The sequence below is a fragment of the Exiguobacterium sp. MMG028 genome (assembly GCF_027947425.1).
GTDB lineage: Bacteria > Bacillota > Bacilli > Exiguobacteriales > Exiguobacteriaceae > Exiguobacterium > Exiguobacterium aestuarii_A.
Genome location: NZ_JAQJIN010000001.1, coordinates 443,681 through 469,581 on the forward strand (window position 1 = coordinate 443,681; position 25,901 = coordinate 469,581).

The following is a 25,901-nucleotide window of genomic DNA, read 5'->3' on the forward strand; positions in this document are numbered from 1 at the left end:
TTGTGCAACATTCGCTACAACTCGTAATGGGTCTTAGGAGGGTTTCTGGTATGGCTGAGAAAACGAAGATTTTAGTAGTCGACGACGAAGAGAGAATTCGCCGACTTTTGAAAATGTACTTAGAACGTGAACAGTATGTGATTGAAGAAGCGGTCAATGGAGAAGAGGCACTCGCTCTCGCTCTTGAAAACGAATACGACGTCATCTTACTTGATTTGATGATGCCGAAAATGGACGGAGTCGAAGTGTGTACAGAACTCCGGAAAACGAAAGCGACACCGGTCATCATGCTTACAGCGAAAGGTGAAGAGATTGATCGTGTCCAAGGATTTGAAGTCGGGGCGGACGATTACATCGTGAAACCGTTCAGTCCGCGTGAGGTCGTCCTTCGCGTCAAGGCACTCCTTCGTCGTTCTGGTTCGACTAAGTTTATGCAGACGAGTGAGAAATCAAAAGATTTGATCGTGTTCCCGCACTTGACGATTGACAATGATGCGCACCGTGTCACGGTCGACGGAGAAGAGATTGCCCTTACACCGAAAGAATATGAATTGCTGTTCTTCCTTGCGAAGCAGGTCGATAAAGTCTTTTCTCGTGAGCAGTTGTTGAAAGAAGTATGGAACTATGAATTTTTCGGAGACCTTCGGACCGTCGATACGCATGTGAAACGTCTTCGTGAGAAATTGAATCGCGTCTCACCAGATGCGGCTCATATGATCACGACTGTATGGGGTGTCGGGTACAAGTTCGAAGCTGCTAGTGAATGATGATTCGGCGAAACAGCATCGTCACGAAACTGTGGCTGACGATTCTCGTTTTGGTCAGCGTCATCTTATTCATCGTCTCGGTATTGATGCTTGAATTTTTCAACTCTTTTCACATCGACCAAGAACGTGGTCACCTCGCCAAACTTGGCGGACAGGTTCAGTCGGTGTTGTTGAATGAAGGAGACACGTCCCAGACGATCGATCAAATCATCGAAGTATATGGTGCGAACTATATTTTAGAAAACGGGACCACGCGCTCAAATTTCGGGAATCAAGTGGACGGGCTGATGGTTGAACTTGAACGTCAAGATTGGGAAACCTATCAGGCAGTCGGAGAGACGGCCATCGGTAATTTCTCTTCTTTTGATGACCAAGCTGCTCTTGCCTACCGGACGACGTTTTCGTTATCGACCGGACAATATACACTCTACTTACTTGAACCACTCGATGCGATTTCGAGTGCAAATGCTGGTGCACGAACAATCATTTTTTGGACTGTTGCTTCTGCCATCATCGTGACGACCGTGTTTGCCTTCTTCTTATCGACGCGGATCACGGCGCCGCTCCGAGCGATGCGGGATGCGGTCAATAAGACGGGGAAAGGACAATTTGACTTGCGTCTTGAGACGAAGACTCGAGACGAAATTGGAGAACTTGCCGCCTCGTTCAACGCGATGAGCAGTCAACTGGCGAAATATGTCGATGCGTTAGACCGAGAACGTCTGCAACTAGCTTCGATTCTTCGTTCGATGGCGGACGGTGTCATCACGCTCGACCGTCACGCAAACGTGATCGTCACAAATCCACAGGCTAGTCCGTTGCTTCAAGACGGTCAGCCGCATGAAGTCGTTCTGTCACTGTATGAAGAAGTGATGGAAGGGACGGCTGAGAAGACGATTGAAGTGAAACAAGATGACCGTTACTATACGTTGACGGTCACGCCGCTCATCGGGGAGGATGATTTCGAAGGAGCTGTCGTCGTCATTCGCGACACATCTGAAAGCCACCGTCTCGATAAGATGCGAACCGATTTCGTGGCGAATATTAGCCATGAACTTCGGACACCGCTCGTGACGCTCCAAGGTTATTCAGAGGCAATCATCGACGGGATGACAGAAAGTGACGAGGCGACGAAAGAGTTTGCGTCAATCATTTATGACGAATCTCTTCGACTTGCGCGACTTGTCAACGACTTACTTGATTTGGCCCGCATCGAATCGGGTAAAGAAACGATGCAATTCAGTTCGTTCGATATCGGTGATTTCTTGCCACGTGTCATGAGAAAGTTCAATCAAATGGCATCTGAAAAAGAGATTCGATTACAGACGGACGTACCGCATCGACAGATTGAAGCAGACGGTGACCGACTCGAGCAAGTATTCACGAACTTGATCGGCAACGCCATCGCCCATACCGATTCAGGAGAGATTCGAATTGAGGCGACCGAGATGCCTGAAGGGTTGCAGATTCGACTGTCCGACACAGGACACGGGATCCCGAAAGAGGACTTGCCGTTCGTGTTTGAGCGATTCTATAAAGCCGACAAAGCACGGACGAGCGGGTCGAAGACAGGTACCGGGATTGGTTTAGCCATCGTGAAAAATGTGATCGATGCCCATCATGGTACAGTCAGCGTATCGAGCACACTCGGTGTCGGAACGACGTTTGACATTTACTTACCATTTGAACAACCACATATCTCATAATGGTGACTCGTCTGAGTCACCATTTGTGGCATTTTAAGGGGGAAGCCGAATGAAGCGATATACACGCACAGGCGACACGGGTGAAACATCACTGATTGGTAGCCGTGTCGACAAACATCATCCTCAAATTGAAGCGATGGGGCATCTTGATGAATTGAACAGTCATATCGGATTAGCGATTGCGCAACAGACCGACGAGTCGCTCCGGGAACAGCTGACGAAGATTCAGCACGACTTGTTTGACCTCGGTTCGGAGCTGATGTATACGGACGCGCCCCCGAAAACGGTCGATTTGTCGATTGTGACGGAACTTGAACAATGGATGGACGAATGGGAAAAATCATGTCCAGAACTCGTGCGTTTCATCTTACCGGGAGGAAGTGTCGCAGCAGCGAGCCTGCATGTGGCGCGATCCGTTTGCCGTCGTGTCGAACGAGATTTGACCGCACTCGGTGTCGCCGACCGACAACTTCCATATTTTAACCGATTGAGTGACTATCTTTTCACGGTCGCACGGTATGCGAATGTTGTCGCAGGCGTACCGGACCAAGAATATGCACGCGGCGCTGCCGTGTTTCAACCAAAACGAAAAAAGGAGTGATCGGCTGATGAAAGGAATCGAACAGTTCCAACATCAATTGCACTATTCGGTCTATCCGACCAAAAAATTTAAAACGACGACTTGCCTCGTCTCGTTTGCGGCCCCGCTGTCTCAGGACACGGTGGCAGACCGGGCACTGCTTCCATTCATTATGGAAAAATCGACAGAAGCTTATCCGTCTATCGAGTTATTTCACACACCGCTAGAAAATTTATACGATACAAACTTGTATGCGGGCGCATCAAAAATTGGGAAAGAGCATGTCATTCAATTTCAACTCGAAGTCGTTAATGACAATCTTGTCGGTGAAGACGTCTTGAGTCAGGCCATTCAATTACTGGAGGAAGTGTTACTTCGTCCGAATGTCTATGATGGCGCGTTCCAACCGCTCATCGTGGAGCAAGAACGCCGATTGCAGCGTCAGCGAATCGAGTCAGTCTATGATGACAAGATGCGTTTCGCTCAACAGCGCCTGCAAGAGATGCTCGGAGGCGAGCTCGCCATCCCGTCTCTCGGTACGCTCGAACAGCTCGATCACGTCACGCCGAAATCACTTTTCAATGCTTATCAATCGATGATTCAGAACGATCGTGTCGACATTTATGTCGTCGGCGATGTCGACCGTCAACAAGTCGAACAGGCATTTAACCCGCTCGAATCGCTCGGGTCGCGTCAACCAAGACGTCTACCCGAACCGAGCCGTGGTGAGTTCAAACGCTTAGAAGAGCATCAAGACATCAAGCAAAGTAAACTTCATCTCGCCTACGCGATTGACGTCGATCCGCGGACAGAAGATGCCATCCGTATGCAAGTCGTGAACGGATTATTCGGTGGGTTCCCGCACTCGAAGCTGTTCATGAACGTCCGTGAAAAAGAAAGTTTAGCCTACTATGCCGCGTCACAATACAGTTCGCTCAGTCGAAAACTGTTCGTGTATGCGGGAATCGATGCATCAAATCAACAAAAGACCGAACACATTATCGAAGAGCAGTTAAAAGCACTGCAGGCGGGTGAGTTCGAAGACGAAACGTTACAACAGACGAAAGAAATGTTGTTCCACCAACGTCGCCAACTCGGAGACAGCCCTCGTCAGTTGATTGGATGGATGAGTGGTGCAGACATCCGCCCGTTTTCACTCGACGAAGAGATGGCAATCATCGAGAGTACGACACGCGACCACGTCATCGCGCTTGCGAATGAGATTTCGCTCGAAGCAGTTTACTGTCTGAAAGGAGGAGAAGCATGAAACTAGATTTCCCAAACGTCGGAGAGACTTTACATCACCACGTTCTCGACAATGGCCTCTCCGTGTATTTGCTGAAGAAGACTGGATATGAGAAAACGTTCGCGACGTTCACGACGAAATATGGTTCGATTGACCGTCGCTTCAAATTAGAGGATTGGGTAGAGGTGCCGGACGGAATCGCACATTTCTTAGAGCATAAGATGTTCGAAAAAGAGGATGGCGATGTCTTCCAACAGTTTGGTCGCCAAGGGGCGTCAGCGAATGCCTTTACCTCATTCACGCGGACGGCATACTTGTTCGGGGCGACATCGAACGTGCCGGAAAACGTGCAAACGCTACTCAATTTCGTTCAGGAACCATATTTCACGAAAGAGTCAGTCGAGAAAGAAAAGGGCATCATCGGTCAAGAGATTCAGATGTATCAAGATAATCCGGGATGGCGTCTTTATTTCGGATTGATCGAAGCGATGTATGAGACGCATCCCGTCAAAATCGATATCGCCGGAACAATCGAATCGATCTCAAAAATCACGGCAGAAGATTTGTATACGTGTCATCAGGCATTCTACCATCCGAGCAACATGGCGTTGTTCGTCGTCGGGAACATCGAACCGGATGAGATGCTTGAATTGATTCGTGACAATCAGGCAGCTAAATCATTTGACGCGCCACCTTTAAGCGCACGTGAGACGGTGGAAGAGCCGACCACGGTTCGTCTGTCAGAACGGGTCATTGAGATGGATGTCTCGGTTCCGAAAGTGATGATTGGCTTTAAAGATGTCCCACAAGCTGGAGAAGCCGGTCTCAAACAAGAGTTGACGGTGGAGCTCCTCATGCACGCGCTCTTTGATACGACAGCCCCCCTCTACACGGAATTGTACGCAGAAGGGTTAATCGATGATGCATTCTCATTTGATTATACGTCAGAAGAGACGTTCGCCTTCGCCGCACTGTCGATGGAAACGTCCCATGTCGATGCCTTTGTCGAACGTGTCACGGGTGCGTTGGAGCGCCCACTTCATCTTGATCAAGAGACGCTCAATCGTAAGAAGCGGATGATGCAGGGACAATTTTTAAAAGCACTGAATTCACCAGAGTTTATCGCCAACCAGTTCTCACGGTATGCACTCAATGACGGGAACTTGTTCGAGATTCCGAATTTGATCGATGCGATCACATTAGATGAACTTCACGAAGCATACGTACGATTGTTCCGAAGTGAGCAACGAACGGTGTGCGTTGTCAAAAAGCCATGAAGACGTTGATTGTCGGAGCGAGCGGCGCGATTGGACGTGCTGTCTCGCTCGCTTTTCGTGAGGATGAGCTTTTGCTACATGCGAATCGAGGTCGTGAGACACTTACTCGAATGATGGAGACTGAGAAGCTACAGGCTGAACTGATTATATGTGACTTATCGGACCGAGCAGAAGTAGAGAAGTGGGTGTCGTCAATCGATACCGTTGATCGAATCGTCTACGTCGCTGGTCACGCGCTACACGGTCTCGTCGTCGACCAATCGGTAGATGAGCTGGATCGACTTTACGAGGTGCATGTACGCGCCATGGTTCGATTGATTCAGTCAGTTGTTGCGCGTAAACCGTATGACCATTCACTAGATATTGTCGTCGTCTCAAGCGTTTGGGGTGAAGTCGGGGCAGCAGCCGAAGTGTTCTATTCTACGGTCAAAGCGGCACAACTCGGTTTCGTCAAAGCGTTTGCGCGTGAAGCAGGACCGTTCAATGTTCGAATCAATGCGGTCACACCAGGGTGGATTGATACGCCGATGAATGATACGGTAGAAGAGTCGAAACAAACCGTGATGGATGACATTCCGCTTGGGCGTCTTGGTACCACTGAAGACGTGGCGAAGACGATCCGATTTTTATGCTCATCGGATGCTTCATATATGACCGGCACAGTATTACGCATTGATGGCGGTTGGCAATGATCTCATCAAGATGCATAAACGAGTTCTTTTCAATTCTTCTAAAATAATTTAAAATAGGCAAGGTAGCGAATTTGCTCGAAAGGATGGTTCGGGATGGAACATAAATTCGAAGAGTGGTATCTCGAATATGAATTGTGTCAAAATCGACCGGGTATCCTCGGAGACATCGCGTCTCTCATGGGAATGCTTCAAATCTCCATCGTCACCATTAATGGAGTCGACCTGCAACGTCGTGGCATGCTGCTCAAAGCTCCGGCCGCAGATCATGTCCATCGACTCGAGCATATTTTAAAACGTATGGAAGCCATCGCAGTCATCAAATTGCGCCGCCCGAAATTACGGGACCGGATAGCGATTCGACATGGTCGTTACATCGACCACGACAGCGATGATAAGAAAACGTTCCGTTTCGTCCGAGAAGACTTAGGGATTCTTGTTGATTTCGTAGCAGAACTGATGAAAGAAGAACGTCATCTATTGATTGGCGTACGGGGGAACCCGCGCGTTGGGAAAACAGAATCCATCGTTGCAGCCAGTGTGTGTGCGAATAAACGGTGGTTGTTCTTGTCATCGACCCTCATGAAACAGACGGTCCGAACCTCTTTGTTTGAAGAAGAGCGGGAAGGCGATCATGTATACATAATCGATGGAGCGGTCTCTACGCGTACGATGGACGAGCGACATCGTCAACTGATCCGTGAGGTCATGCGGTTGCCTGCCGTGAAGGTCATTGAACACCCTGACCTTTATGTCCGAAACACCGATTGCGTGTACGAAGACTTTGATTATATTATTGAATTGAGAAACAATCCGGATGAGACGATTATCATCCCACAAGAAACGCATCGTGAGTCAGAATGGTTTGAATAATTATGTGAATGGAAGGTGTGGACCCCTGTGACAGAACTAGGGACTTTTTTGAAACAAAAGCGTGAGGAGAGCGGATTGACGCTCGACCAAATCCAGCAGACGACGAAGATTCAAAAGCGCTATATCATCGCGATCGAGGAAGGTGATTACAAAAATCTCCCTGGCTCTTTCTATGCACGGGCGTTCATTAAAACGTATGCGGAGTCACTCGGTCTCGATGTGGACGAATTGTATGAGACTTACGCAAAAGATCTACCAAAAATCGAAGCACAGCCATCCGTTCAACTTTCTCGTAAAAAGACGTATTCCAAAGCGTCCGAGTCGACGAGTCGAGTGTCGAGATGGGTTCCGAAAGTACTTCTCGCCCTTACCGTCTTTTTGCTCATTACAGCAATCTATTTTGCCGTGAGAAGCATCGACTTCGGTGGACAAGACGCAAGTCCGGCTGAACCACCGAGTTCAAATGTCACACTCGACCAGAACGAGGATGTCCCAGCGGATGAACCTGCAGAGGAAGAACCGGTATCAGAGGAGCCTGCTGAGGAAGAACCGCCAGCGGAATCTGGTCCGATTGCGGTAACGGAATCGAACGGGGCGGACATCACATATGAGCTCGCTACGAGCGATAAACTATCGACCGAGATTTATGTGAAAGAATCGCCAGCCTCATATGTCGGTGTTCGTGATACATCACTTGAAGGTCCGTTCCTTGCGCCTGAATATCCGAACCAATCGAAACAGAATCCGATTGTCATTGAAGATGCTGAAACGGACACGTTACGAATCCGGATCGGACTCATCGCAGGTGTTGAGAAAATCGTCGTCAATGGTCGCGAGCTCGAGCTTCAAGAGTCTCCGGTCACACAAAATATATTTGTAAAGAGAGTCGACGCAGAATAAGTCGACTCTCCTTCTAAGAGGAGGCGTTCTACATGAACCTACCTAACCGATTGACGATGTTACGCGTGGTGTTGATTCCCGTATTCGTCGTCTTACTCGCTGTTGATTTTGATTGGGGAAACATTGCCTTTTTAGGTGCTGAGATCCCGCTACACCAATTTATCGCTGGTGTCATCTTTACCATCGCGGCCATTACAGACTGGTTGGACGGTCATTTGGCGCGAAAACACAACTTGGTCACGAACTTTGGGAAATTCATGGACCCGCTCGCAGACAAACTACTCGTGACAGCGGCGCTCGTGTTGCTCGTCGAGATGGACCTCGTGGCTGCGTGGGTCGTTGTCGTGATTCTTTCTCGTGAGTTTGCGGTCACGGGTCTTCGACTTGTCGCTGCCGACGAAGGGATTGTCGTCGCGGCGGGTAAGTCAGGCAAAGCTAAAACATGGGTGCAACTGTTCGCCATCATTTTCCTCCTATTCGGTAACCCGATCTTCAGTTATGTCGGCATCCCGTTTGGGGAATGGGCGATGTGGTTGGCACTCGCACTCACGATTTACTCAGGTGCCGAGTATTTCGCACAAAACTACAAGATTATTGTGAAGTCGATGTAAGTCGACAAAGACGAGTTGGTTGATCTAGCTCGTCTTTTTTTTGAAGTCGAGGAGGAAATAAGATGAAACGAGCCGAAATCATTGCGGTAGGAAGCGAGTTGCTCTTAGGAGAAATCGTCAATACGAATGCGAGTTACATATCGGAACAACTGTCGAAATACGGTGTCTCGGTCTTGTATCATCAAGTTGTCGGGGATAACGCGGAACGAATGCGGGAGACGTTCGAGATTGCGCGTCGTCGTTCAGACCTTGTCATCGTTACGGGTGGACTTGGACCGACGGCAGATGATGTCACGAAGACAGTCTTGTCTGATTTGCTCGAACGCCCGATTGTTCGAGACGAAGAGGCGTTTCACACGATTCAACAATTTCTTCAGTCACGTAACCGTGAGATGAATGAAGGAGACGCTCGTCAGGCGGACGTCTTGTCAGGTGCGGACGTTTTACAAAATCCGGTCGGTCTGGCTCCAGGTATGTGGATTGAAGGGGAGACGACGTGGATGCTACTTCCTGGTGTGCCACGCGAGATGCGGGCGCTCATCGATGCGACGTTTCCGAAAAAGTTTTCAGGCGCGACGCTCGTCTCAGAATCGTTACGATTTTATGAAATTGGAGAATCGGCACTTGATGATGCCGTCAAAGACTTGTTGAACGGGTCTAACCCGACTGTCGCACCTTATGCTGAGACAGGAGAAGCGAGACTTCGAATCAGTGCTCGGGCGGTAGATGATACGGCTGCACGACTGATGATTGAAGAAATGAAAGATGAAATCTTACGACGTGTCGGTTCGTATTATTTCGGGTCAGATGATGAAACGATTGCCTCATACCTCGTGCAATCATTGACACGTCATCACCAAACACTGGCAATTGCTGAGTCATTGACAGGAGGAGAAGTCCAATCGATGATCACATCGACGCCAGGAGCATCGGCTGTCTTTTTAGGGGGAGTCGTTACCTATTCAGATGAGCTAAAAAATAGGTATTTAGGGGTCGCTCTTGATACAATTGAACAGCACTCAGTCGTCTCAAAAGAAGTTGCTTATGAGATGGTAGATGGATTAGTTAAGCAAACGAATGCGGACTACGCGCTCTCGTTCACCGGTGAAGCTGGACCAACCTCAAATTCAGGGCGCCCCGTCGGTACGGTCTACATCGGGGTGAAAACACCGGATGGAATCGAGGTCATCGAACGTGTTTATCCGCATCAAGAACGTAACGTCATTCGGCTGCGGGCTGCAAAAGATGGACTATGGGCCCTCATACAACGAATTAAAAAAGGCGAATAAATGTTCGTAAAAAACTTGTGTATCGCTATATGTTCACGTATAATGAAAGTATCAATTAAAGGAGGCTCATTTATCTATGAGTGATCGTAAACAAGCGTTAGAAATGGCATTGCGCCAAATTGAGAAACAATTCGGTAAAGGCTCGATTATGCGCCTTGGTGAAAATACAGACCAGCAAGTATCGGTCATCCCTTCTGGGTCGATTGCCCTCGACGTCGCACTTGGAGCGGGTGGATATCCACGCGGTCGTGTCATTGAAGTGTACGGACCAGAATCTTCAGGTAAGACGACTGTTGCCCTTCATGCGATTGCAGAAGTTCAAAAACGTGGCGGTCAAGCTGCTTTCGTCGATGCCGAGCATGCGCTCGATCCAAAGTATGCTAAAAATCTTGGCGTCAACATCGATGAGTTGTTGCTCTCTCAGCCAGATACAGGAGAACAGGCGCTCGAGATCGCTGAAGCGCTCGTTCGCTCGGGAGCAGTTGATATCCTCGTCGTCGACTCGGTTGCGGCACTCGTACCGAAAGCCGAAATCGAAGGGGAGATGGGAGACTCGCACGTCGGTCTTCAAGCTCGTTTGATGTCTCAGGCACTTCGTAAATTGTCTGGTGCAACGAACAAATCGAAAACAATCGTCATCTTCATTAACCAAATTCGTGAGAAAATTGGAATCATGTTTGGTAACCCGGAAACGACACCTGGTGGTCGTGCCTTGAAGTTCTACTCTTCAGTACGCCTCGAAGTACGTCGTGCAGAAACGCTCAAACAAGGTCAAGATATGGTCGGGAACCGTACGAAGATCAAGATTGTAAAAAATAAGATCGCACCACCATTCAAGACGGCGGAAGTCGACATCATGTACGGTGAAGGGATTTCACGTGAAGGGGAACTCATCGACATCGGTGCAGACCTCGATATCGTTCAAAAGAGCGGTGCGTGGTACTCGTTCAACGAGGAGCGTCTCGGTCAAGGTCGTGAAAATGCGAAACAATACATGAAAGAAAATCCAGCCATTGCGGCCGAAGTGGAACGTCAAATTCGTGACCACTACGGCTTGAACGGAGAAAAAACAGTCACAGTTGAAGGTGAAGACGACGAAGTTCTCTCACTTCTTGATGACGAATAAGCACAAGGTCTCACTCGGAATCATCCGAGTGAGATTTTTTTAGTATAATTTTTAGGCAATTGGTAGTTCTATCCTGTCCGTGCATTGCATTCTCCCTCTTAAATAAGTACAATAAAGTTATGCGCGGGCTTGCCTGCGTTACTCACTTATTAAAAAAATAAAATAACCTTGCGAAAGGGAGGTGAACATGATGGAATGGCAATATATGCTTATTCTGATCCTCCTTTTGCCGATAGCTTTTGTTGCAGGTTTTTTTGTGCGTAAATCGATCGCCGAAGCGAAGATTCAAGGTGCCGAGACGGAAGCGACTAAGATTGTAGAACAAGCAAAACAACAATCGGAAGCGATGCAAAAAGAAGCACGGCTTGAAGTAAAAGAAGAGATGATTCAACTTCGCAATGAGACGGAACAAGAATTGCGTGAACGTCGCGAAGACCAGAAAGTGAAAGAGAATCGCCTCGTTCAAAAAGAAGAGCTTCTCGACCGCAAAGCAGATATGCTCGAGCGGAAAGAAGATTCGCTAGATGAACAGGAGCGCGGGCTCGAAAAACGCAAACGTGAAGCAGAAATGCTCGAAAGCAAAGTGGAGGACTTATACGAAGAGGCACGCCAAGAACTTGTACGCGTGGCAGCCCTCTCGAAAGATGAAGCACGTACCATCATCATGGACGAAGCGAAGCAGGAAGCGCTTCACGATGCTGCTCTCCTTCAAAAAGAAATCGAGCAAAAAGCAAAACAAGAAGCGGATAAAAAAGCGAAACACCTCTTATCTCTCACGATGCAACGATACGCTGCTGAACATGTCGCGGAGACGACAGTATCCGTCGTCAACTTACCGAGTGATGAGATGAAAGGTCGCATCATCGGGCGTGAAGGACGTAACATCCGGACGCTCGAGACGCTGACTGGAATTGACCTCATCATCGACGACACGCCAGAAGCGGTCATTTTGTCAGGTTTCGATCCGGTTCGCCGTGAAATCGCCAAAATGACGCTCGAAAAACTCGTTCAGGACGGTCGGATTCATCCGGCTCGCATTGAAGAGATGGTGGAGAAGTCTCGTCGTGAAGTGGATGAGCGCATTCGTGAGTACGGAGAAGAGGCGACTTTCGAAGCCGGAATTCACGGACTGCATCCAGACCTCGTCAAGACACTCGGTCGCATGCGCTATCGTACGAGCTATGGCCAGAACGTCTTGTCTCACTCGGTCGAGGTGGCACATCTTGCCGGGATGATGGCAGCCGAACTCGGGGAAGACGTCACACTCGCGAAGCGAGCTGGACTCTTGCACGATATCGGAAAAGCGATCGACCACGAAGTCGAGGGCAGTCACGTCGAAATCGGAGTAGAGCTTGCAACGAAGTACAAGGAACATCCGGTCGTCATCAACTCGATTGCTTCCCACCACGGGGACGTCGAGGCGACATCGACGATTGCAGTACTAGTCGCAGCAGCTGACGCCTTGTCGGCAGCTCGCCCTGGAGCTCGTCAAGAGACGCTAGAAAGCTACATTCGCCGTCTCGAACGACTCGAGTCAATCTGTGAGTCGTTTGAAGGTGTCGAGAAATCGTATGCGATTCAAGCGGGACGTGAAGTTCGAATTATCGTTCGCCCTGACGTCGTCGACGATGTCGTCGCCGGTAAGATGGCACGCGATATTTGTAAACGAATCGAGGATGAACTCGATTATCCTGGACAAATTAAAGTGACGGTTATTCGTGAAACACGTTCCGTCGATTATGCGAAGTAAACGAAGCGGAGAATTTCTCCGCTTTTTCTGTTTGAGGGAGGATTTTATATGAAAATTTTATTTATCGGTGATGTCGTCGGGAAACCCGGTCGAGATATTTTGAGCAATCAGATTGGTCGTTTGAAAGACAAATACAACCCGACGTTCATGCTCGTCAACGGTGAGAATGCGGCAAACGGTCGTGGTCTCACAAAAAAGATTTATCAACAGTTTTTAGAACTCGGCTTCCATGGGGTGACGATGGGGAACCATACGTGGGATAACCGTGACATCTTTGATTGGATCGACGATGCCGACCGGATCGTCCGTCCAGCAAACTATCCGGACGGGACACCTGGGGTCGGGATGATGAAGTTGAAACAAAATGGAAAGAAATTGGCCGTCATCAACGTCATGGGCAATGTCTTCTTGCCATCCCTTGACTGTCCGTTCCGTACCGTCGATCGTCTCGTTGAAGAAGTGCGTGACGAGGTAGACGCCATCTTCGTCGATGTCCATGCCGAGGCGACAAGTGAAAAGATTGCGATGGGGTATCACCTTGACGGGCGTGCCCAAGCCGTAGTCGGGACGCATACGCACGTACAGACGGCAGATGAACGTGTCTTGCCGAACGGGACAGCGTATATTACCGACGTCGGGATGACGGGTCCACTTGACGGGGTACTCGGGATGGATGCATCCGTTGTTTTAAAAAAATTTATGACACAACTCCCAGTTCGGTTTGAAGTTGCCGAGGGACGGGAACAACTTAATGGAGTTTTCATTACAATCGATGATCAGACGAAACGAGCGACAAAAATCGAACGAATACACCTAGATGATCAGACCGTCTGGTTTGATTGAACAACCTACCCGAGGGGGAAACAAGAATGGACGTACTCAAAGTTTCGGCAAAATCGAACCCTAACTCCGTTGCGGGTGCTTTAGCGGGTGTGCTACGTGAAAAAGGAACGTGTGAGATACAGGCGATTGGGGCAGGTGCGCTGAATCAGTCCATCAAAGCCGTCGCGATCGCCAGAGGCTTCGTCGCGCCAAGCGGTCTCGATTTGATTTGCATTCCAGCCTTTACCGATATTATGATTGACGGAGAGGAACGTACTGCCATCAAGCTCATCATTGAGCCACGATGAGCGGTCGGGACATAGGTCCTATTCTTGTGAAGAGGAGCCATCGGCGCGGATGGCTCCTCTTTTTAATGCTGATGTGAAAGGATGATTAAGGTGTTAACGTTATATATCGTCAGACATGGACAGACAGAGTGGAATAAAGAAAGGCGTTTACAAGGTCGGCAAAATTCGCCGTTAACGAGCGAGGGAATCTTGAATGCGGAGAAGTTAGGAAACCGACTTCAAACGATTGCTTTTGAGACCGTTTATGTGAGTCCCAGTGGTAGAGCCATTCAAACGTTAGAAGCGATGGACGTATCGTTAGATTCACCGATACATATTTTAGATGAGTTGGATGAAATCTCGTTTGGTGTTTGGGAAGGGAAGGGAAGGCAGAAGACGAAATCGAACGAATAGATGTATTTGAAACATTTTGGTCAAATCCGAGTCAATATGACCATCGATTGAATCATGGGGAAGCCATGTTGACATTCACGAATCGTGTTTCATCCGCGATGCAACACATCATTCAAGCGAATACGAGTGGCAATGTTCTGGTTGTGACACACGGAATGGTGATTCAAGCGATATTACGAGAAATCAGAGAAGCGAATATATCTGAGTTGTGGTTTGATGATGAGATTGAAGGAACGAGCTTGACAGTGATTGAGTATTCGAACAATCAATATAAAGAAGTGACGATTGGTGATATCTCACATCAGTTGAGTGAGACGTGTTAAGACGAACTCTCAGAAGAATGTCATAAAAAAATCATGATGCATCTTCTCAGTTTCGTCATTTTATGACAAGATGATAAAGAACGTATCGTTCGATCATAAGAGACAAGAGGGGGACGTTTTCAATGGAACAACTCGTGTCAACCACAGAGAAGGAAACAACGACACCAGTAATGAAAGCGATTCAAAAACACACGGCCGGTTTTGGGGCAAAACTGGTCGACGTACCAGTTCCGACGCCAGGACCTGGAGAAGTACTCATTCAAGTCAAAGCGACATCGATTTGCGGGACCGATGTTCATATCTATGAGTGGGATGAGTGGTCACAAAGCCGTGTCAAACCACCGTATGTATTCGGTCATGAGTTTTCGGGAGAAGTCGTGGCACTCGGGAAAGGGACGAAACGCATCAAAATCGGACAGACCGTATCCGCTGAGACGCATATCGTCTGTCATCAGTGTAAACAATGTTTGCGTGGACAATATCACATCTGTAAAAATACAAAAATCATCGGTGTGGACACGCAAGGTTGTTTTGCAGAGTATGTCGTTATGCCTGAAGAGAACCTATGGGTGAACCCGGAGTCGATGCCAGCGAAACTCGCCTCGATTCAAGAACCGCTCGGAAACGCGGTACACACGGTGCTAGCGAGTGACGTGTCTGCCAAATCGGTCGCCATCGTCGGATGTGGACCAATCGGACTCATGGCGGTAGGCGTCGCTAAAGCAGCTGGTGCGAGTCGCGTCTATGCGATTGACGTCAATCCGTATCGCTTAAAGCTCGCAGAAGAGATGGGGGCCGATGTCGTCATCAATAGCTTAGAAGAGAATCCGCTCGAATTGATCGAGCGTGAGACCGACGGAGACGGAATCGATGTCGTCTGTGAGATGAGCGGTCATCCGATTGCGATCGACCAGGCGTTCAAAATGGTCACGGCAGGCGGGGATGTCAACGTACTGTCACTCCCAGCTCGTCCGGTCGCCATCGACCTCACGCGTGATGTTGTCTTTAAAGGTGTCCGTGTCCAAGGAATCACAGGACGGAAGATGTACGAGACGTGGGGGCAAGTCTCGACGATGCTCGCGACGGGTCAGTTGAACGTAGAACCGATCATCACGCACGTCTTCAAGCTCGAAGAGTTCGAAAAAGGGTTCGAACTCATGCGGGCAGGGAAATGTGGGAAGGTCGTCTTAATACCTTAAAGGGGGAAACAACATGGCATTTGAACATATTACAGAAGCAATCAATGAGATGAAAGAACAGGGGACGTTCCGTAAGCTCGTCCCACTCGAATCGGCACAAGGGAACGAAGTGACAATCGACGGGAAGTCACTCGTCCAGCTATCATCAAACAACTATCTCGGACTAGCGAACCATCCACGTTTGAAGCAGGCAGCGATTGAAGCGGTCGAACAGTACGGTGCGGGAACAGGATCGGTCCGGACGATTGCCGGTACGTTCGAGATGCACGAAGCATTTGAGCGCGAACTCGCAGAGTTCAAGCACACGGAAGCATCGCTCGTCTTCCAATCAGGATTCGCGACGAACCTCGGGGTCTTGTCTGCACTTCTCGGACCGGAAGATGTCGTCATCAGTGACGCACTCAACCATGCGTCGATTATCGACGGGATTCGTCTTACGAAAGCAGCGCGACGCATTTATAAGCACGTCGACCTTGAAGACTTGGAGAAGGCATTAAAAGAAACACAAGATTATCGGACACGTCTCGTCGTAACGGACGGTGTGTTCTCGATGGACGGGAACATCGCACCACTTCCGGCGATTGTCGAACTTGCAGAGAAATATGATGCTGCGGTCATGGTTGATGATGCTCACGCATCCGGCGTTCTCGGGAAGAACGGTCGCGGAACGGTCAACCACTTCGGTTTGGACGGTCGTGTCGCGTTACAGGTCGGAACGCTTTCAAAAGCAATCGGTGTCTTAGGCGGGTATGTTGCCTGTTCACAAGACGTACGCGATTACTTGATCCACAAAGGTCGTCCGTTCCTCTTCTCGACATCACATCCACCGGCAGTCGTAGCGGCGAACCGTGAAGCGATCCGTGTCATGAAAGAGGAAGAAGAGTTGTTCGATAAGCTATGGGCGAACACGGAATTTTTCAAGAACGGACTACGCGACCTCGGCTTCGATATCGGACATGCGACAACACCGATCACTCCGGTCATGCTTGGTGAAGAAACACTTGCGCATACGTTCTCGGACAAACTGAAAGAGCATGGTGTATTCGCACAGAGTATCGCTTTCCCGACGGTCGAGCGCGGAAAAGCACGCATCCGGACCATCGTCACAGCGGAGCATACACGAGACGACCTCGAACGTGCACTCGAGGCGTTCAAAACGGTAGCGGAAGAGTTGAATGTGACACTACACGCATGAATGAGGACTGCAGACAATCTGTCTGCAGTTTTTTGATGGATTTGCACATGAAATCGAGTATATTCAGATAGAGCACAGGTAGAGTAAGCCGAAATATAACGCATTTTTTAAATATTTCAATTACCGTAATTTGATTTAATCAGTACATATCAGAAATGAGGAAAGGCTATGTTTCAGCAAGGAATATTTCAAGTGGGAATGGTGTTAGATCGAGAGACGTTTTCCATTCTAACCATTTCACCACCATTCATCATAAATGTGATCTTTAGCGTCATGATTGTGATGTATGTCTTGTACGTTCGGAGTGAGGGGTGGAAAGAGAAATTGTGGAACTTCGCCCTCATGTCCTACGCAATCTTATTCATCTCTGTTTATATAGGAGCCTAGTTTGTAAGGCTAAAATACAATCTTATACCGAGTTTCGATGAATCGTTCGCCCTTGAATCCTTTCCAGGATGGAAAGCTTTTCTTATGCAAATGATTGAGAACAACATAGAAGAACCAAATGTAACAGCGAATGCGATTACGTTTGGAGCATTGTTGTTCTACTCTCGGAAGTTAAAAAGTAGAATTATGTGGGTGTTAAGATTGCTTGCAACGATTCCTGTCAGTTTGTTTTTCATCATGTATATTCCGCAATTCCTTAGTTGGTTATTCCGATAAAAAAGAAGCAAGGCGCAATGCCTTGCTTAAATCATGAGTATCCCTCTAAATCCTCGAGCGGCATAATAAGAATCTGCACCATTGTGATAGACAAAAGTGTGATCATAACGGCGGTCGCAGAACAGGGCGCCGCCTTTTTGACGAATCTCATTCGGTGTCAGAATCCAACTCGACGTCTTCAAATCGAATTGACCGAGCGTTTGTAAATGTCGGTATGTTTCTTCGTCGAGAAGGATTATGCCCATCTGTTCAGATAAGGCGACCGCGCTTCCGACGGGCTTATTCTTTTTACGTGCCTCAAGAGCGGATTCGTCATAACAGAGGCTTCGTCGACCGCTCGGACTCTCGACTGAACAGTCGCAAAAAGCGAGATCTCCGTTAGCTAGACGAATCACGTCGGGTTCGCCTCCTGTCTGTTCCATTAAGGAGAGTGTAGTCAACTTGTCCTGATTAACTTGAATTTGTTCCAATACGTCTGACCAGACAACGTCAGGATGACGTTCAACGTTTTCGGTGAAGCGAGACTCTAACGTATTTAGTAACTCAAGAATTTCTTCGTGCGAGAGCTTCGACATGGGAATCACTCCGATCATTTGTTTCTTTTAGTATACGATATGAATCGCTACAGTTTGTCTTATCCATTGTGAGAAAGGGGAATCTAAATTGAATTTTGATGAAATATACGTTGAGCATCTAAAAGTGAATGTATTTCAGACAATGGATCTGTTCACATTGAAAACAGACTATTTGAGTCGATTGCCTGTCGGTTCGTATCGAGTCACAGACTATTGTGAACTTGACGTGATTGTCACAAAGTCACAATTAGGACGACTTCGGTACGTTGACTTGACCTTGCCGTTGGGCGTTTATATAGAGGGACAGCTTCTCTTTTTGTATGATCCGTATCGTCGTGCGATCTATTCAACATATGCACGAGTCGATTATCCAAATGAACAAAGTATCTCGACTATTGATTTCTTATGTGCTAATAGTCGAGACTTTCATGACCCTGATTCGTCTTCACTAAAGAGTGAAGACTTGTATAAACTATCATCGGATAGTCATTGGAGGGAATTCGGGTTGCCGAAAGTACAGTCATCTGAGACATTCCTCTTGCGACTATTCAAATTACTAAACGTCACTTTATTTCAGGCAGTTTTAAAGAAGAGTCGATTTCTAACTGATCTCAAGGGATGGGCAGATGTGACAAAGTGTGAATACAGTGTCGAACATTACGGAAAATGGATGTGGTCGAATGAGTATATGATGACCTGTCATCTTCCAAACGTATCTGAAGGTGAAATTCTTCAATTGATTACGATGATTGAGGAGAGTGATGAGTGGGAAGGTTTTCGATTTTTGATTGAGACCGAGGTAAGCATTCTGTCACTATTTATTTTAGGAAATCTGAAACGTGGCGATGCTGTCGGAGTGTTTCAATACGAAATTAACTAAGAGGGGGGATGGCAATGAAGTTCGAGGATTTATTCTTCTATGACGGGATGATGCACGTGTTTGATTATCAACATGATGTAGGATCGAGCCGCCTGACCTTTCAATTACAGTTACTCGATCACCAGAGTAAGCGAAACACGAGATTCCGTGAACGGGTCGAAGTTGGTGGAGTTCATCCGCAACGGGAAGTGATCAATGTAAAACTATGTTTTGAAGACGTCATCTATATGGAGGTCATTCAAGAGTCGTTTGCGGATGGAATCATGGATGAACCGTCAGATGAGTTCGAGGGTTCGCAAATCAAACGATTCAAGCAATCCGGATACCTGGATTTTTTGAAACGAACGCGTTTCTCGTTTTGGGAGTTGATACATGACGATTCAACACCGTTCACGCACTATCGTATTTGCGGCCTGAACTCAGTTCTAGAAATCATCACGCTTTCGGAACCGACCATTGCATCTGTGATTTCACTCGATTGTCATCGAAAAGGAAGTCCAACTATGTATTTTGGTGGAAAGTTCTATAAGTAAGGCGCCCTCTCTTTAAGAAGGCGCCTGTTGTTTATACAGATGATACGGTTAACATGGACTGTTCAGTTAATCGTCCGATCCAAATCAACGGAAGGGTCAAAAGTGCTCCGAGAAGGTAAACCAAATCAATCGGTAGTCCGTCGGCGAGAAGACCGAACAGCAAACTCCCCACACTGAATGCAAGGGCGTATCCTGTCTGTTGCACACTATATACGTAAGGAAGCTGTGTAGCCGGAATCTGTTCTTGAATGACGGTGTTCGTCTGGATGATGCGGATTTGTGTAGCTGCGCCTTGAATGACTAACGCCAAAATTGCAAACGCGAGATGTGCAGTCATGCCGAACAAGAGGGCGGCAACAATGGATAAGATAGCGGTCGACGGTAACGATGGCGCTCGTCGAGACCGATAAAGATGGGCACTCGCCGCAATCATACTAATCAAAAATGTTGCGTTGAGCGTCCCCCACCAGCCCGTATCGACTTGTAGATGTCGTTCGAGATAGACGAGAAGTAATGCCGAAATCCAGAGCGTGCTGACAAATGATTCATACGTCACAAACCATGTCACATGACGGGCGAATGGTGACGTATTTGCATAAGTAAGACTAGCGCGTAAGGTAATCGATTCTTCCGTTCCATCATCAACGATGTCTTCCGTAAGCGATTGATTGAAGTAAATCGTCACAATCGTGGAAAGGACGAAGAGAACGAGGGAAACGACTAACGCGAGAGCGCTCGAGGTGAAAGAGACGAGCATCGTCCCGAGCGGCCACATGGCGAGCTGGATGAACTGATTAGACCCTTGAACGAGGCTGTTCGCTTGTTGACGATTCGTCGTCAATCTTGGGATAAATGACGCTTGGATGGGACGTGCGAACCCATCGAGGAAAGCGATCAACACGACAAGACATAGAACTAGAATCGAATCCGTGAAGAGAACGAGAACAAGGGTGACCGTCTTCATCAGTTGTGACAGGACGAGCGTTTTCCCTAGCGAGTAGCGGCTGAGGATACGGGCGAAAAAGAGTCCGCTGAGTGTCATACCGGCAGTCACGGCAATCGGGAAGCTGGCCGCCATGAGAGCGGAACCGGTTTGTTGATACAACGAGGCAATGAGCGCGACGATGTATAGGACATCGCCAATATTGGCGAGCCATTGGCTAACGAGCAGTGTATAAAACGATTTCATCACAAATCTCCTCCGAATCTATTCAATTGGGTGGGTTCGACGAATCGTTTTTACACATTTTCACCTCTTCATAAAATGATATAAAAATAATTATACAAAATTTGATTAATTCTGTAAACTTGTCATATGGTCGCAATTGTTAATATTAGGAGGGTGAAATGATTCAACAAGCTTTGAAACTCGTAGGTAAAAAGAAGTTGGAGTGGGTCACAACACGAGTACCTGCTCTTGAAGCAGATCAAGTTTTGATTGAAACCATCGCTACCGCCATTAGTGTTGGGGCAGAGCTACCTCAATATGACGAAACGGATTTGACTGATTCGAGTCCGAACTATCCCCGTAAAGTGGGATATGAGAGTTATGGAAGGGTTGTAGATAAGGGGGAGGATGTCACGACACTCCATGTGGGCGACCGGGTGATTGCTTTTTATGGACAACAAACATACGGGATCGTCTCTGCACAGAAAGCGTTTTATGTTCCACCGGAAGTGGATTATAAAACGGCGTTGCTAGCGATTTTGTCATGTGATGCAGCGAAAGGGGTTAGAAAAATAGCACCATCCTCTACCGATTCGGTCATTGTTTCTGGATTGGGGACGATGGGCTTACTCGCAACATATTACTTAAGAAATTATTATGGTGTGAAGAAGATTGATGCAATCGAGCCAGATTCGAATCGAAGAGAATTAGCTTATCGGTTTGGAGTTGAACAGGTATACGCCCCGAACGAGGTGAAGGACAGCCACTACCATTATGGCATGGAGTGTTCTGCTAGAAACGAAGGGTTCATGAACCTTCAACAGGCAGTAATGCCGAATGGGTCTATCTGTATCTTATCAGACGGTAATCAAGAAGAACTGGTGCTTCAACCGCAATTCTATGAAAAAGAGTTACATATCGTCGGATCGAGTGACGGTTGGGACTATAGAGAACATTTCAAGTGGTATTTTGAAGCGAGTTGGCAAACCTCATATATACAAGAGATTTTTGAGTTGGACATTGATCAATATAGCTTAATTTCTACGTTTGAAAGACTAAGTGCACATGTCATCAACCCAATTAAGATTGCAGTGACATATAAAAAAGAAAATACATCATTTGCTAATTGAAAAGGATGAATCCATATGCTTGATTATAAAATAAATAACGATATCACACTTAGAATGTTTAATGTAAACGATGCAGACGCACTGTTTGAACTGACGATGGCATCGAAACCTTATCTCCGAGAGTGGCTCGGTTGGCTTGACTACATTGAAACAGTAGAAGACTCGAAGAAGAACATAGAAGGACGAATTAAAGGACTGATTGAGACGGGTGGATTCCCAAAATCATTCGCTGTGATCTATAAAGCCGTGCTTGCCGGGACAATCGGATTTAACGAAATCGATCGTGGGATTCAATGTGGCACAATTGGTTACTGGCTCGGACAAGAATTTCAGGGGAAAGGCATCATGAGTCGAGCGCTGGAGACCATCATCGAGTACGGGTTCCGAGATTTGAAATTAAATAAGATTGAGATTCGAGTCGCGACTGAAAATGTAAAAAGCCGCGCACTCCCGGAACGACTTGGCTTTAGGGAAGAAGGGGTCATTCGAGATGCAGAATGGCTGTATGACCGTTATGTTGATCATGTTGTTTATGGGTTACTGCAGAATGATTTTTTTCAGCTAAAGCATGATTTTAAAACTGATATTGAGGTTGAAAATCGCATATAACAAGTACATTGCTTTTGGAAGGGGACTATTGGATGACAACCATATACTTTGTCAGACATGCACATTCAACCTACACGGTAGACGAACTCGCCAGTCCATTATGTAGTTAACACATATGGTAATTTCATTTCTTATCGAGTTCCTTTAACGCTTAAGCAATTGTTTCCTGTGGGTAAAGAAAATAGCCGAGTAAAATATTGATATGTTCCCCAGATAGGTTAAAATTCACTGCGTCCGAGGATACCAGTTCGCATTGAGAGGATAAAGAAAGAGGTTTTAGTAAAAGTGTACATTTCAAAAAAAGTTATGATTAGTTTTACTTTAACAATTTTAGGAGTTATAACAATTTATACCATTCATCAATTTTTTACAACAGAAGATAGACCCTTGGCACCAGTTATTTCGACCGATATCACGGACGTGACGTTTCAACCACCGAGTGGACATCTTTATTTGCTATACCCTTACTTAAATATATGGGCAGACGAGAATGAGCCGAAAGACACGTATTTAGTAGAGATTGATCAAGACGGAAATATCATGAATGAAGAAAGTATTCAAGATTCAAATTTCGGGGCGATCAGTCTTGATGCGAAGACTACTCGACCAGACACGCTTTTTGGTTCTTTGAATAGTGGACAGTATGCCAATCACTATTATACATTCAATCTAGACACGAAAAGATTCAACAAAGAAGATATTACCTATTTCGAACACGATGTGATGCTGGATTCAATTAGTCATCAAGGAGAACAGACTTGGTTTAAATCGATTGCATCTTATCAAACCGGCACGCAGACGTATGTTGAAGGATTAGGAATGTCGATGACGATTTCAAATGTTGAAGAACGACAGAATTATTTGACGCCACCACAAAATTTACCTACCCACTCGCCACTTCTAGAGACGGAGAATCACATCGCTTATGTGAGCGCAGGGGAAGAAGGGGCGGATGGAGAAGACGCGGCGATGGTGTTTCTCGACCGAGTGACTGGCGAAGCGACAGTTTACCGCGGTGAAGAGGAGCCTTATGAGTATACGGCGTTACATACGGATGGGAACAACACCTATTTTGCTGACAGCCTAGGTATGATGCATCGAATCGATGCTTCAGGGAAAAAAACTTCGACGTATCATCAAGTAATTGATAACGCGTATTACAATTCTCATGAAGGTATTCGTATGATTGATGCGAACATAGGCTATCAAATCGTCTCAAAATATGATTCGGAGACATCAGTCGACGAACTAATGATGGTGAAGTGGTCATTCGGAAAAGATTTTTCCGTCGAAAAGATGGATCTTCCATACTGGGATGAAAATAATCTATATCGATACTTGTACTACAATCCGATTTTGAAGCGCTCGTATCTCACCGAGGTAGGAGAAGATGATAAATCTGGTAGACTGTTAATTGTCGATGAAAATTTGAAATTGATTAATGCTATCCGGATTGATTACCCTATGGGAGTAGATTTGGTCGTAGAATAAAACATAAATGATAAATTTTTTGAAACCCGCAAACGTGAATAAAAAAAGCCGATGACGCTCTCTGCTTCTGGAATGAAGTCGAGACACACATTCAGATTCAAGAAACATGATTACTCAAACACTCGGGGGCATGATTGAGTACAGGTTCTAAGTGCTTAATCTATATAAGATTTAGATTAAAATCGCAACATGAAATGTAAAAATCTGCGCACTCCCGGAACGTTTCGGTTTTAAAGAAGAAGGGGTCATTCGAGATGCAGAATGGCTGTATGACCGTTACGTTGATCATGTTGTTTATGGGTTGTTGCAGGATGAATGGAGAGGAAATAATGACTGACGTGAATCAAGAATTTGTTAGGGCGATTTTTGAAACGGTAATCAGAGAAGGAATCGATGAATATAAAGAAATGTATGAGACGGTAGAAGTGGATTCAAACATGGATGCGTTTTGGAATTTATATCAAAACTCTAATCCAGAAGAAAAGGAAATCTTATTAAAGATGATGGAACAAATCATGATTGATACAGTCTCTCATATGCTAGGGATTATTGACGGAAGTTCCACGCTAAATGATAGCGAGATTGAGCCTAAGTTACTCCTAGACTCACAAGATACGGAGAATGAATTGCAGGACTCATTCTTAGAATTGGTCGAATTGAACATGGATGGCAATGACGAGGAGAATAGAAGATGAGATATTATATTGAGTTATATGATGATTCGAACGATCAATTTGAAGTGGATTCGTATTTTCCTCCATACACTTGAGTTACATGACAAAGACCCGTCCTTCACGAGAGGGCGGGTCTTTCGTCTGACTCGAATAATTCAGTTCCAAACTCTTCATACGCTTGTTCGTAACGGCGAAGGGAAGATTCTTTGTGCATACAGGTGACGTTCATTCGCTCAGATGGCGTCATATCGCTCGCATATGTCTTTAACACATGGGCGTTTCGAAGCATTGACGGGGTGACCGATCGTGCGAGTCCGCTCCGCTCGTTTAGCTGCCGCATCATCTTCGTGATCATGACAATCGTTAGTTGTTTCGGCTGATTTTTCGCATATACCCAGCGGAACGTCATCCTTGCGAAATCGAATGAGACGAAGACTGGGTCTTCCGAGTACCAGCGTGGTCGCACCGGTGTCGGGATGTCAGCTAGGTAGTTCATGAGTAACGATTGGTCTTCTTGCGAGAGCTTCAACGTGAACTGGTTCCCGAGACGGTCATACACGTCAAAGGTGTGATCAGCCAGATGCAGGTCGCTCATACGCAAACGAATGATGTGATGGACGCGCAAGCCGTACTTATAGAAGAGCGTCACAATCAGTTCGTTCCGATTGACGAGATATGGGTGGGCTTGCAACTGATTCTCGCTCAAGCCCCTCGTCGAACGAATCGTATGAACAAGACGATCGAATTCAGACTCGAGTGCGATTTGGTCGATGGACAACGTATGTGCCGGCTGCGAGTAGGCGAGCATCTTTTTCCGGAGCGGATTTAAAAAGTGGGTCAGGCTATTGATGACCGTGACGATTCGGGCAACGGTCGCCTGTTGATAGTGCTTCTCTTCGATTAAAAAGTCATTCACAAACGTCTTCCACGATTCGATGGGGACGTCTAACCAGTCCGTCGGTTCGTTCAGTTCGACATTGTGGTCGTGAAAGTATTTATGCACGTCAATCAAGTCGTAGCGATATCGTTTTAGTGTCGAGGGTTGACGGCCGCTTGCTCCGAGATGATACAAGTACGTTTCGATAAATTCCGGGAGCGGATAGTCTTTTCTACGTTTCGTCATG

General features: G+C 46.9%; 27 protein-coding genes and 1 pseudogene. 25 read left to right on the plus strand and 3 right to left on the minus strand.

The features are described 5' to 3' along the window. The first annotated feature begins 50 nt into the window (after positions 1–50). From PJK55_RS02405 to PJK55_RS02490, 18 genes are all read left to right on the plus strand, one after another. Positions 51–767 carry a response regulator transcription factor gene (locus tag PJK55_RS02405; protein WP_026825821.1) on the plus strand — a complete coding sequence of 239 codons (717 nt, stop codon included), beginning with the start codon at positions 51–53 and terminating at the stop codon, positions 765–767. Next, on the plus strand, positions 764–2,473 hold the full coding sequence (locus PJK55_RS02410) for a sensor histidine kinase (RefSeq protein ID WP_271304671.1): 1,710 nt from the start codon (positions 764–766) through the stop codon (positions 2,471–2,473). Before PJK55_RS02405 ends, PJK55_RS02410 begins: the two co-directional genes overlap by 4 nt. Before the next feature lie 49 nt (positions 2,474–2,522). Beyond that, on the plus strand, positions 2,523–3,074 hold the full coding sequence (locus PJK55_RS02415; RefSeq protein ID WP_074033223.1) for a cob(I)yrinic acid a,c-diamide adenosyltransferase: 552 nt from the start codon (positions 2,523–2,525) through the stop codon (positions 3,072–3,074). A gap of 7 nt (positions 3,075–3,081) precedes the next feature. Continuing rightward, positions 3,082–4,320 (plus strand): EF-P 5-aminopentanol modification-associated protein YfmF, encoded by a 1,239-nt coding sequence (gene yfmF, locus PJK55_RS02420; RefSeq protein ID WP_271304672.1) that lies wholly within the window; start codon positions 3,082–3,084, stop codon positions 4,318–4,320. Further along, complete coding sequence (yfmH, locus tag PJK55_RS02425; protein ID WP_271304673.1) at positions 4,317–5,576, plus strand: EF-P 5-aminopentanol modification-associated protein YfmH; 1,260 nt, start codon at positions 4,317–4,319, stop codon at positions 5,574–5,576. Before yfmF ends, yfmH begins: the two co-directional genes overlap by 4 nt. After that, entirely contained in the window at positions 5,555–6,268 is a 714-nt protein-coding gene (gene ymfI / locus PJK55_RS02430) for an elongation factor P 5-aminopentanone reductase (protein ID WP_271304674.1), read from the plus strand. The genes yfmH and ymfI overlap by 22 nt, the downstream gene beginning before the upstream one ends. A 93-nt stretch (positions 6,269–6,361) precedes the next feature. Then, positions 6,362–7,138, plus strand: coding sequence for a YmfK family protein (locus tag PJK55_RS02435; protein WP_012726484.1), 777 nt, complete (start codon positions 6,362–6,364; stop codon positions 7,136–7,138). 27 nt (positions 7,139–7,165) lie between these two features. After that, the gene (locus tag PJK55_RS02440; RefSeq protein ID WP_074033219.1) at positions 7,166–8,038 is read left to right on the plus strand and encodes a helix-turn-helix domain-containing protein; all 873 of its coding nucleotides are present in this window, start codon (positions 7,166–7,168) and stop codon (positions 8,036–8,038) included. Between the two features lie 32 nt (positions 8,039–8,070). Continuing rightward, a complete protein-coding gene (gene pgsA / locus PJK55_RS02445; protein WP_214692781.1) occupies positions 8,071–8,649 on the plus strand; it encodes a CDP-diacylglycerol--glycerol-3-phosphate 3-phosphatidyltransferase in 579 nt (192 codons plus the stop codon). A gap of 62 nt (positions 8,650–8,711) precedes the next feature. After that, a complete protein-coding gene (locus tag PJK55_RS02450) occupies positions 8,712–9,938 on the plus strand; it encodes a competence/damage-inducible protein A (RefSeq protein ID WP_271304675.1) in 1,227 nt (408 codons plus the stop codon). 76 nt (positions 9,939–10,014) lie between these two features. Beyond that, the gene (gene recA / locus PJK55_RS02455; RefSeq protein WP_074033216.1) at positions 10,015–11,064 is read left to right on the plus strand and encodes a recombinase RecA; all 1,050 of its coding nucleotides are present in this window, start codon (positions 10,015–10,017) and stop codon (positions 11,062–11,064) included. A gap of 187 nt (positions 11,065–11,251) precedes the next feature. Next, positions 11,252–12,814 (plus strand): ribonuclease Y, encoded by a 1,563-nt coding sequence (gene rny / locus PJK55_RS02460; protein ID WP_442899487.1) that lies wholly within the window; start codon positions 11,252–11,254, stop codon positions 12,812–12,814. 48 nt (positions 12,815–12,862) lie between these two features. Next, positions 12,863–13,657 carry a TIGR00282 family metallophosphoesterase gene (locus PJK55_RS02465; protein WP_214692776.1) on the plus strand — a complete coding sequence of 265 codons (795 nt, stop codon included), beginning with the start codon at positions 12,863–12,865 and terminating at the stop codon, positions 13,655–13,657. 26 nt (positions 13,658–13,683) lie between these two features. Continuing rightward, on the plus strand, positions 13,684–13,944 hold the full coding sequence (locus tag PJK55_RS02470) for a stage V sporulation protein S (protein ID WP_012726477.1): 261 nt from the start codon (positions 13,684–13,686) through the stop codon (positions 13,942–13,944). A 90-nt stretch (positions 13,945–14,034) separates the two neighbouring features. Beyond that, positions 14,035–14,337 (plus strand): histidine phosphatase family protein, encoded by a 303-nt coding sequence (locus PJK55_RS02475; RefSeq protein ID WP_271304677.1) that lies wholly within the window; start codon positions 14,035–14,037, stop codon positions 14,335–14,337. Beyond that, a complete protein-coding gene (locus tag PJK55_RS02480; RefSeq protein ID WP_271304678.1) occupies positions 14,295–14,660 on the plus strand; it encodes a histidine phosphatase family protein in 366 nt (121 codons plus the stop codon). The genes PJK55_RS02475 and PJK55_RS02480 overlap by 43 nt, the downstream gene beginning before the upstream one ends. A gap of 122 nt (positions 14,661–14,782) precedes the next feature. Next, complete coding sequence (gene tdh, locus PJK55_RS02485) at positions 14,783–15,859, plus strand: L-threonine 3-dehydrogenase (protein ID WP_214692771.1); 1,077 nt, start codon at positions 14,783–14,785, stop codon at positions 15,857–15,859. A gap of 13 nt (positions 15,860–15,872) precedes the next feature. Then, a complete protein-coding gene (locus PJK55_RS02490) occupies positions 15,873–17,054 on the plus strand; it encodes a glycine C-acetyltransferase (RefSeq protein WP_074033211.1) in 1,182 nt (393 codons plus the stop codon). A gap of 689 nt (positions 17,055–17,743) precedes the next feature. Here PJK55_RS02490 and PJK55_RS02495 read toward each other — a convergent pair. Beyond that, positions 17,744–18,292, minus strand: coding sequence for a DUF4256 domain-containing protein (locus PJK55_RS02495; RefSeq protein ID WP_271304679.1), 549 nt, complete (start codon positions 18,290–18,292; stop codon positions 17,744–17,746). A gap of 88 nt (positions 18,293–18,380) precedes the next feature. Here PJK55_RS02495 and PJK55_RS02500 point away from each other — a divergent pair, with 88 nt between their 5' ends. Both PJK55_RS02500 and PJK55_RS02505 read left to right on the plus strand, forming a co-directional pair. Continuing rightward, on the plus strand, positions 18,381–19,172 hold the full coding sequence (locus PJK55_RS02500) for a hypothetical protein (RefSeq protein WP_271304680.1): 792 nt from the start codon (positions 18,381–18,383) through the stop codon (positions 19,170–19,172). Positions 19,173–19,186: 14 nt separating this feature from the next. Then, entirely contained in the window at positions 19,187–19,705 is a 519-nt protein-coding gene (locus PJK55_RS02505; protein WP_271304681.1) for a hypothetical protein, read from the plus strand. 31 nt (positions 19,706–19,736) lie between these two features. Here PJK55_RS02505 and PJK55_RS02510 read toward each other — a convergent pair whose 3' ends face one another. Then, complete coding sequence (locus tag PJK55_RS02510; RefSeq protein WP_271304682.1) at positions 19,737–20,894, minus strand: MFS transporter; 1,158 nt, start codon at positions 20,892–20,894, stop codon at positions 19,737–19,739. 158 nt (positions 20,895–21,052) lie between these two features. Here PJK55_RS02510 and PJK55_RS02515 point away from each other — a divergent pair, with 158 nt between their 5' ends. From PJK55_RS02515 to PJK55_RS02530, 5 genes and pseudogenes are all read left to right on the plus strand, one after another. Continuing rightward, the gene (locus PJK55_RS02515) at positions 21,053–22,003 is read left to right on the plus strand and encodes an alcohol dehydrogenase catalytic domain-containing protein (RefSeq protein ID WP_271304683.1); all 951 of its coding nucleotides are present in this window, start codon (positions 21,053–21,055) and stop codon (positions 22,001–22,003) included. A 15-nt stretch (positions 22,004–22,018) separates the two neighbouring features. Beyond that, positions 22,019–22,612 (plus strand): GNAT family N-acetyltransferase, encoded by a 594-nt coding sequence (locus tag PJK55_RS02520; protein ID WP_271304684.1) that lies wholly within the window; start codon positions 22,019–22,021, stop codon positions 22,610–22,612. A 387-nt stretch (positions 22,613–22,999) separates the two neighbouring features. Continuing rightward, complete coding sequence (locus PJK55_RS02525; RefSeq protein ID WP_271304685.1) at positions 23,000–24,103, plus strand: hypothetical protein; 1,104 nt, start codon at positions 23,000–23,002, stop codon at positions 24,101–24,103. A gap of 193 nt (positions 24,104–24,296) precedes the next feature. Continuing rightward, a pseudogene (locus PJK55_RS15175) lies at positions 24,297–24,440 on the plus strand (GNAT family N-acetyltransferase); the annotation flags it as partial. Further along, positions 24,433–24,798, plus strand: coding sequence for a transposase (locus tag PJK55_RS02530; protein WP_442899493.1), 366 nt, complete (start codon positions 24,433–24,435; stop codon positions 24,796–24,798). The pseudogene PJK55_RS15175 and the gene PJK55_RS02530, both read left to right, overlap by 8 nt. Positions 24,799–24,895: 97 nt before the next feature. Here PJK55_RS02530 and PJK55_RS02535 read toward each other — a convergent pair whose 3' ends face one another. Beyond that, positions 24,896–25,900 carry a tyrosine-type recombinase/integrase gene (locus PJK55_RS02535; protein WP_271304687.1) on the minus strand — a complete coding sequence of 335 codons (1,005 nt, stop codon included), beginning with the start codon at positions 25,898–25,900 and terminating at the stop codon, positions 24,896–24,898. Position 25,901 lies beyond the last annotated feature (1 nt).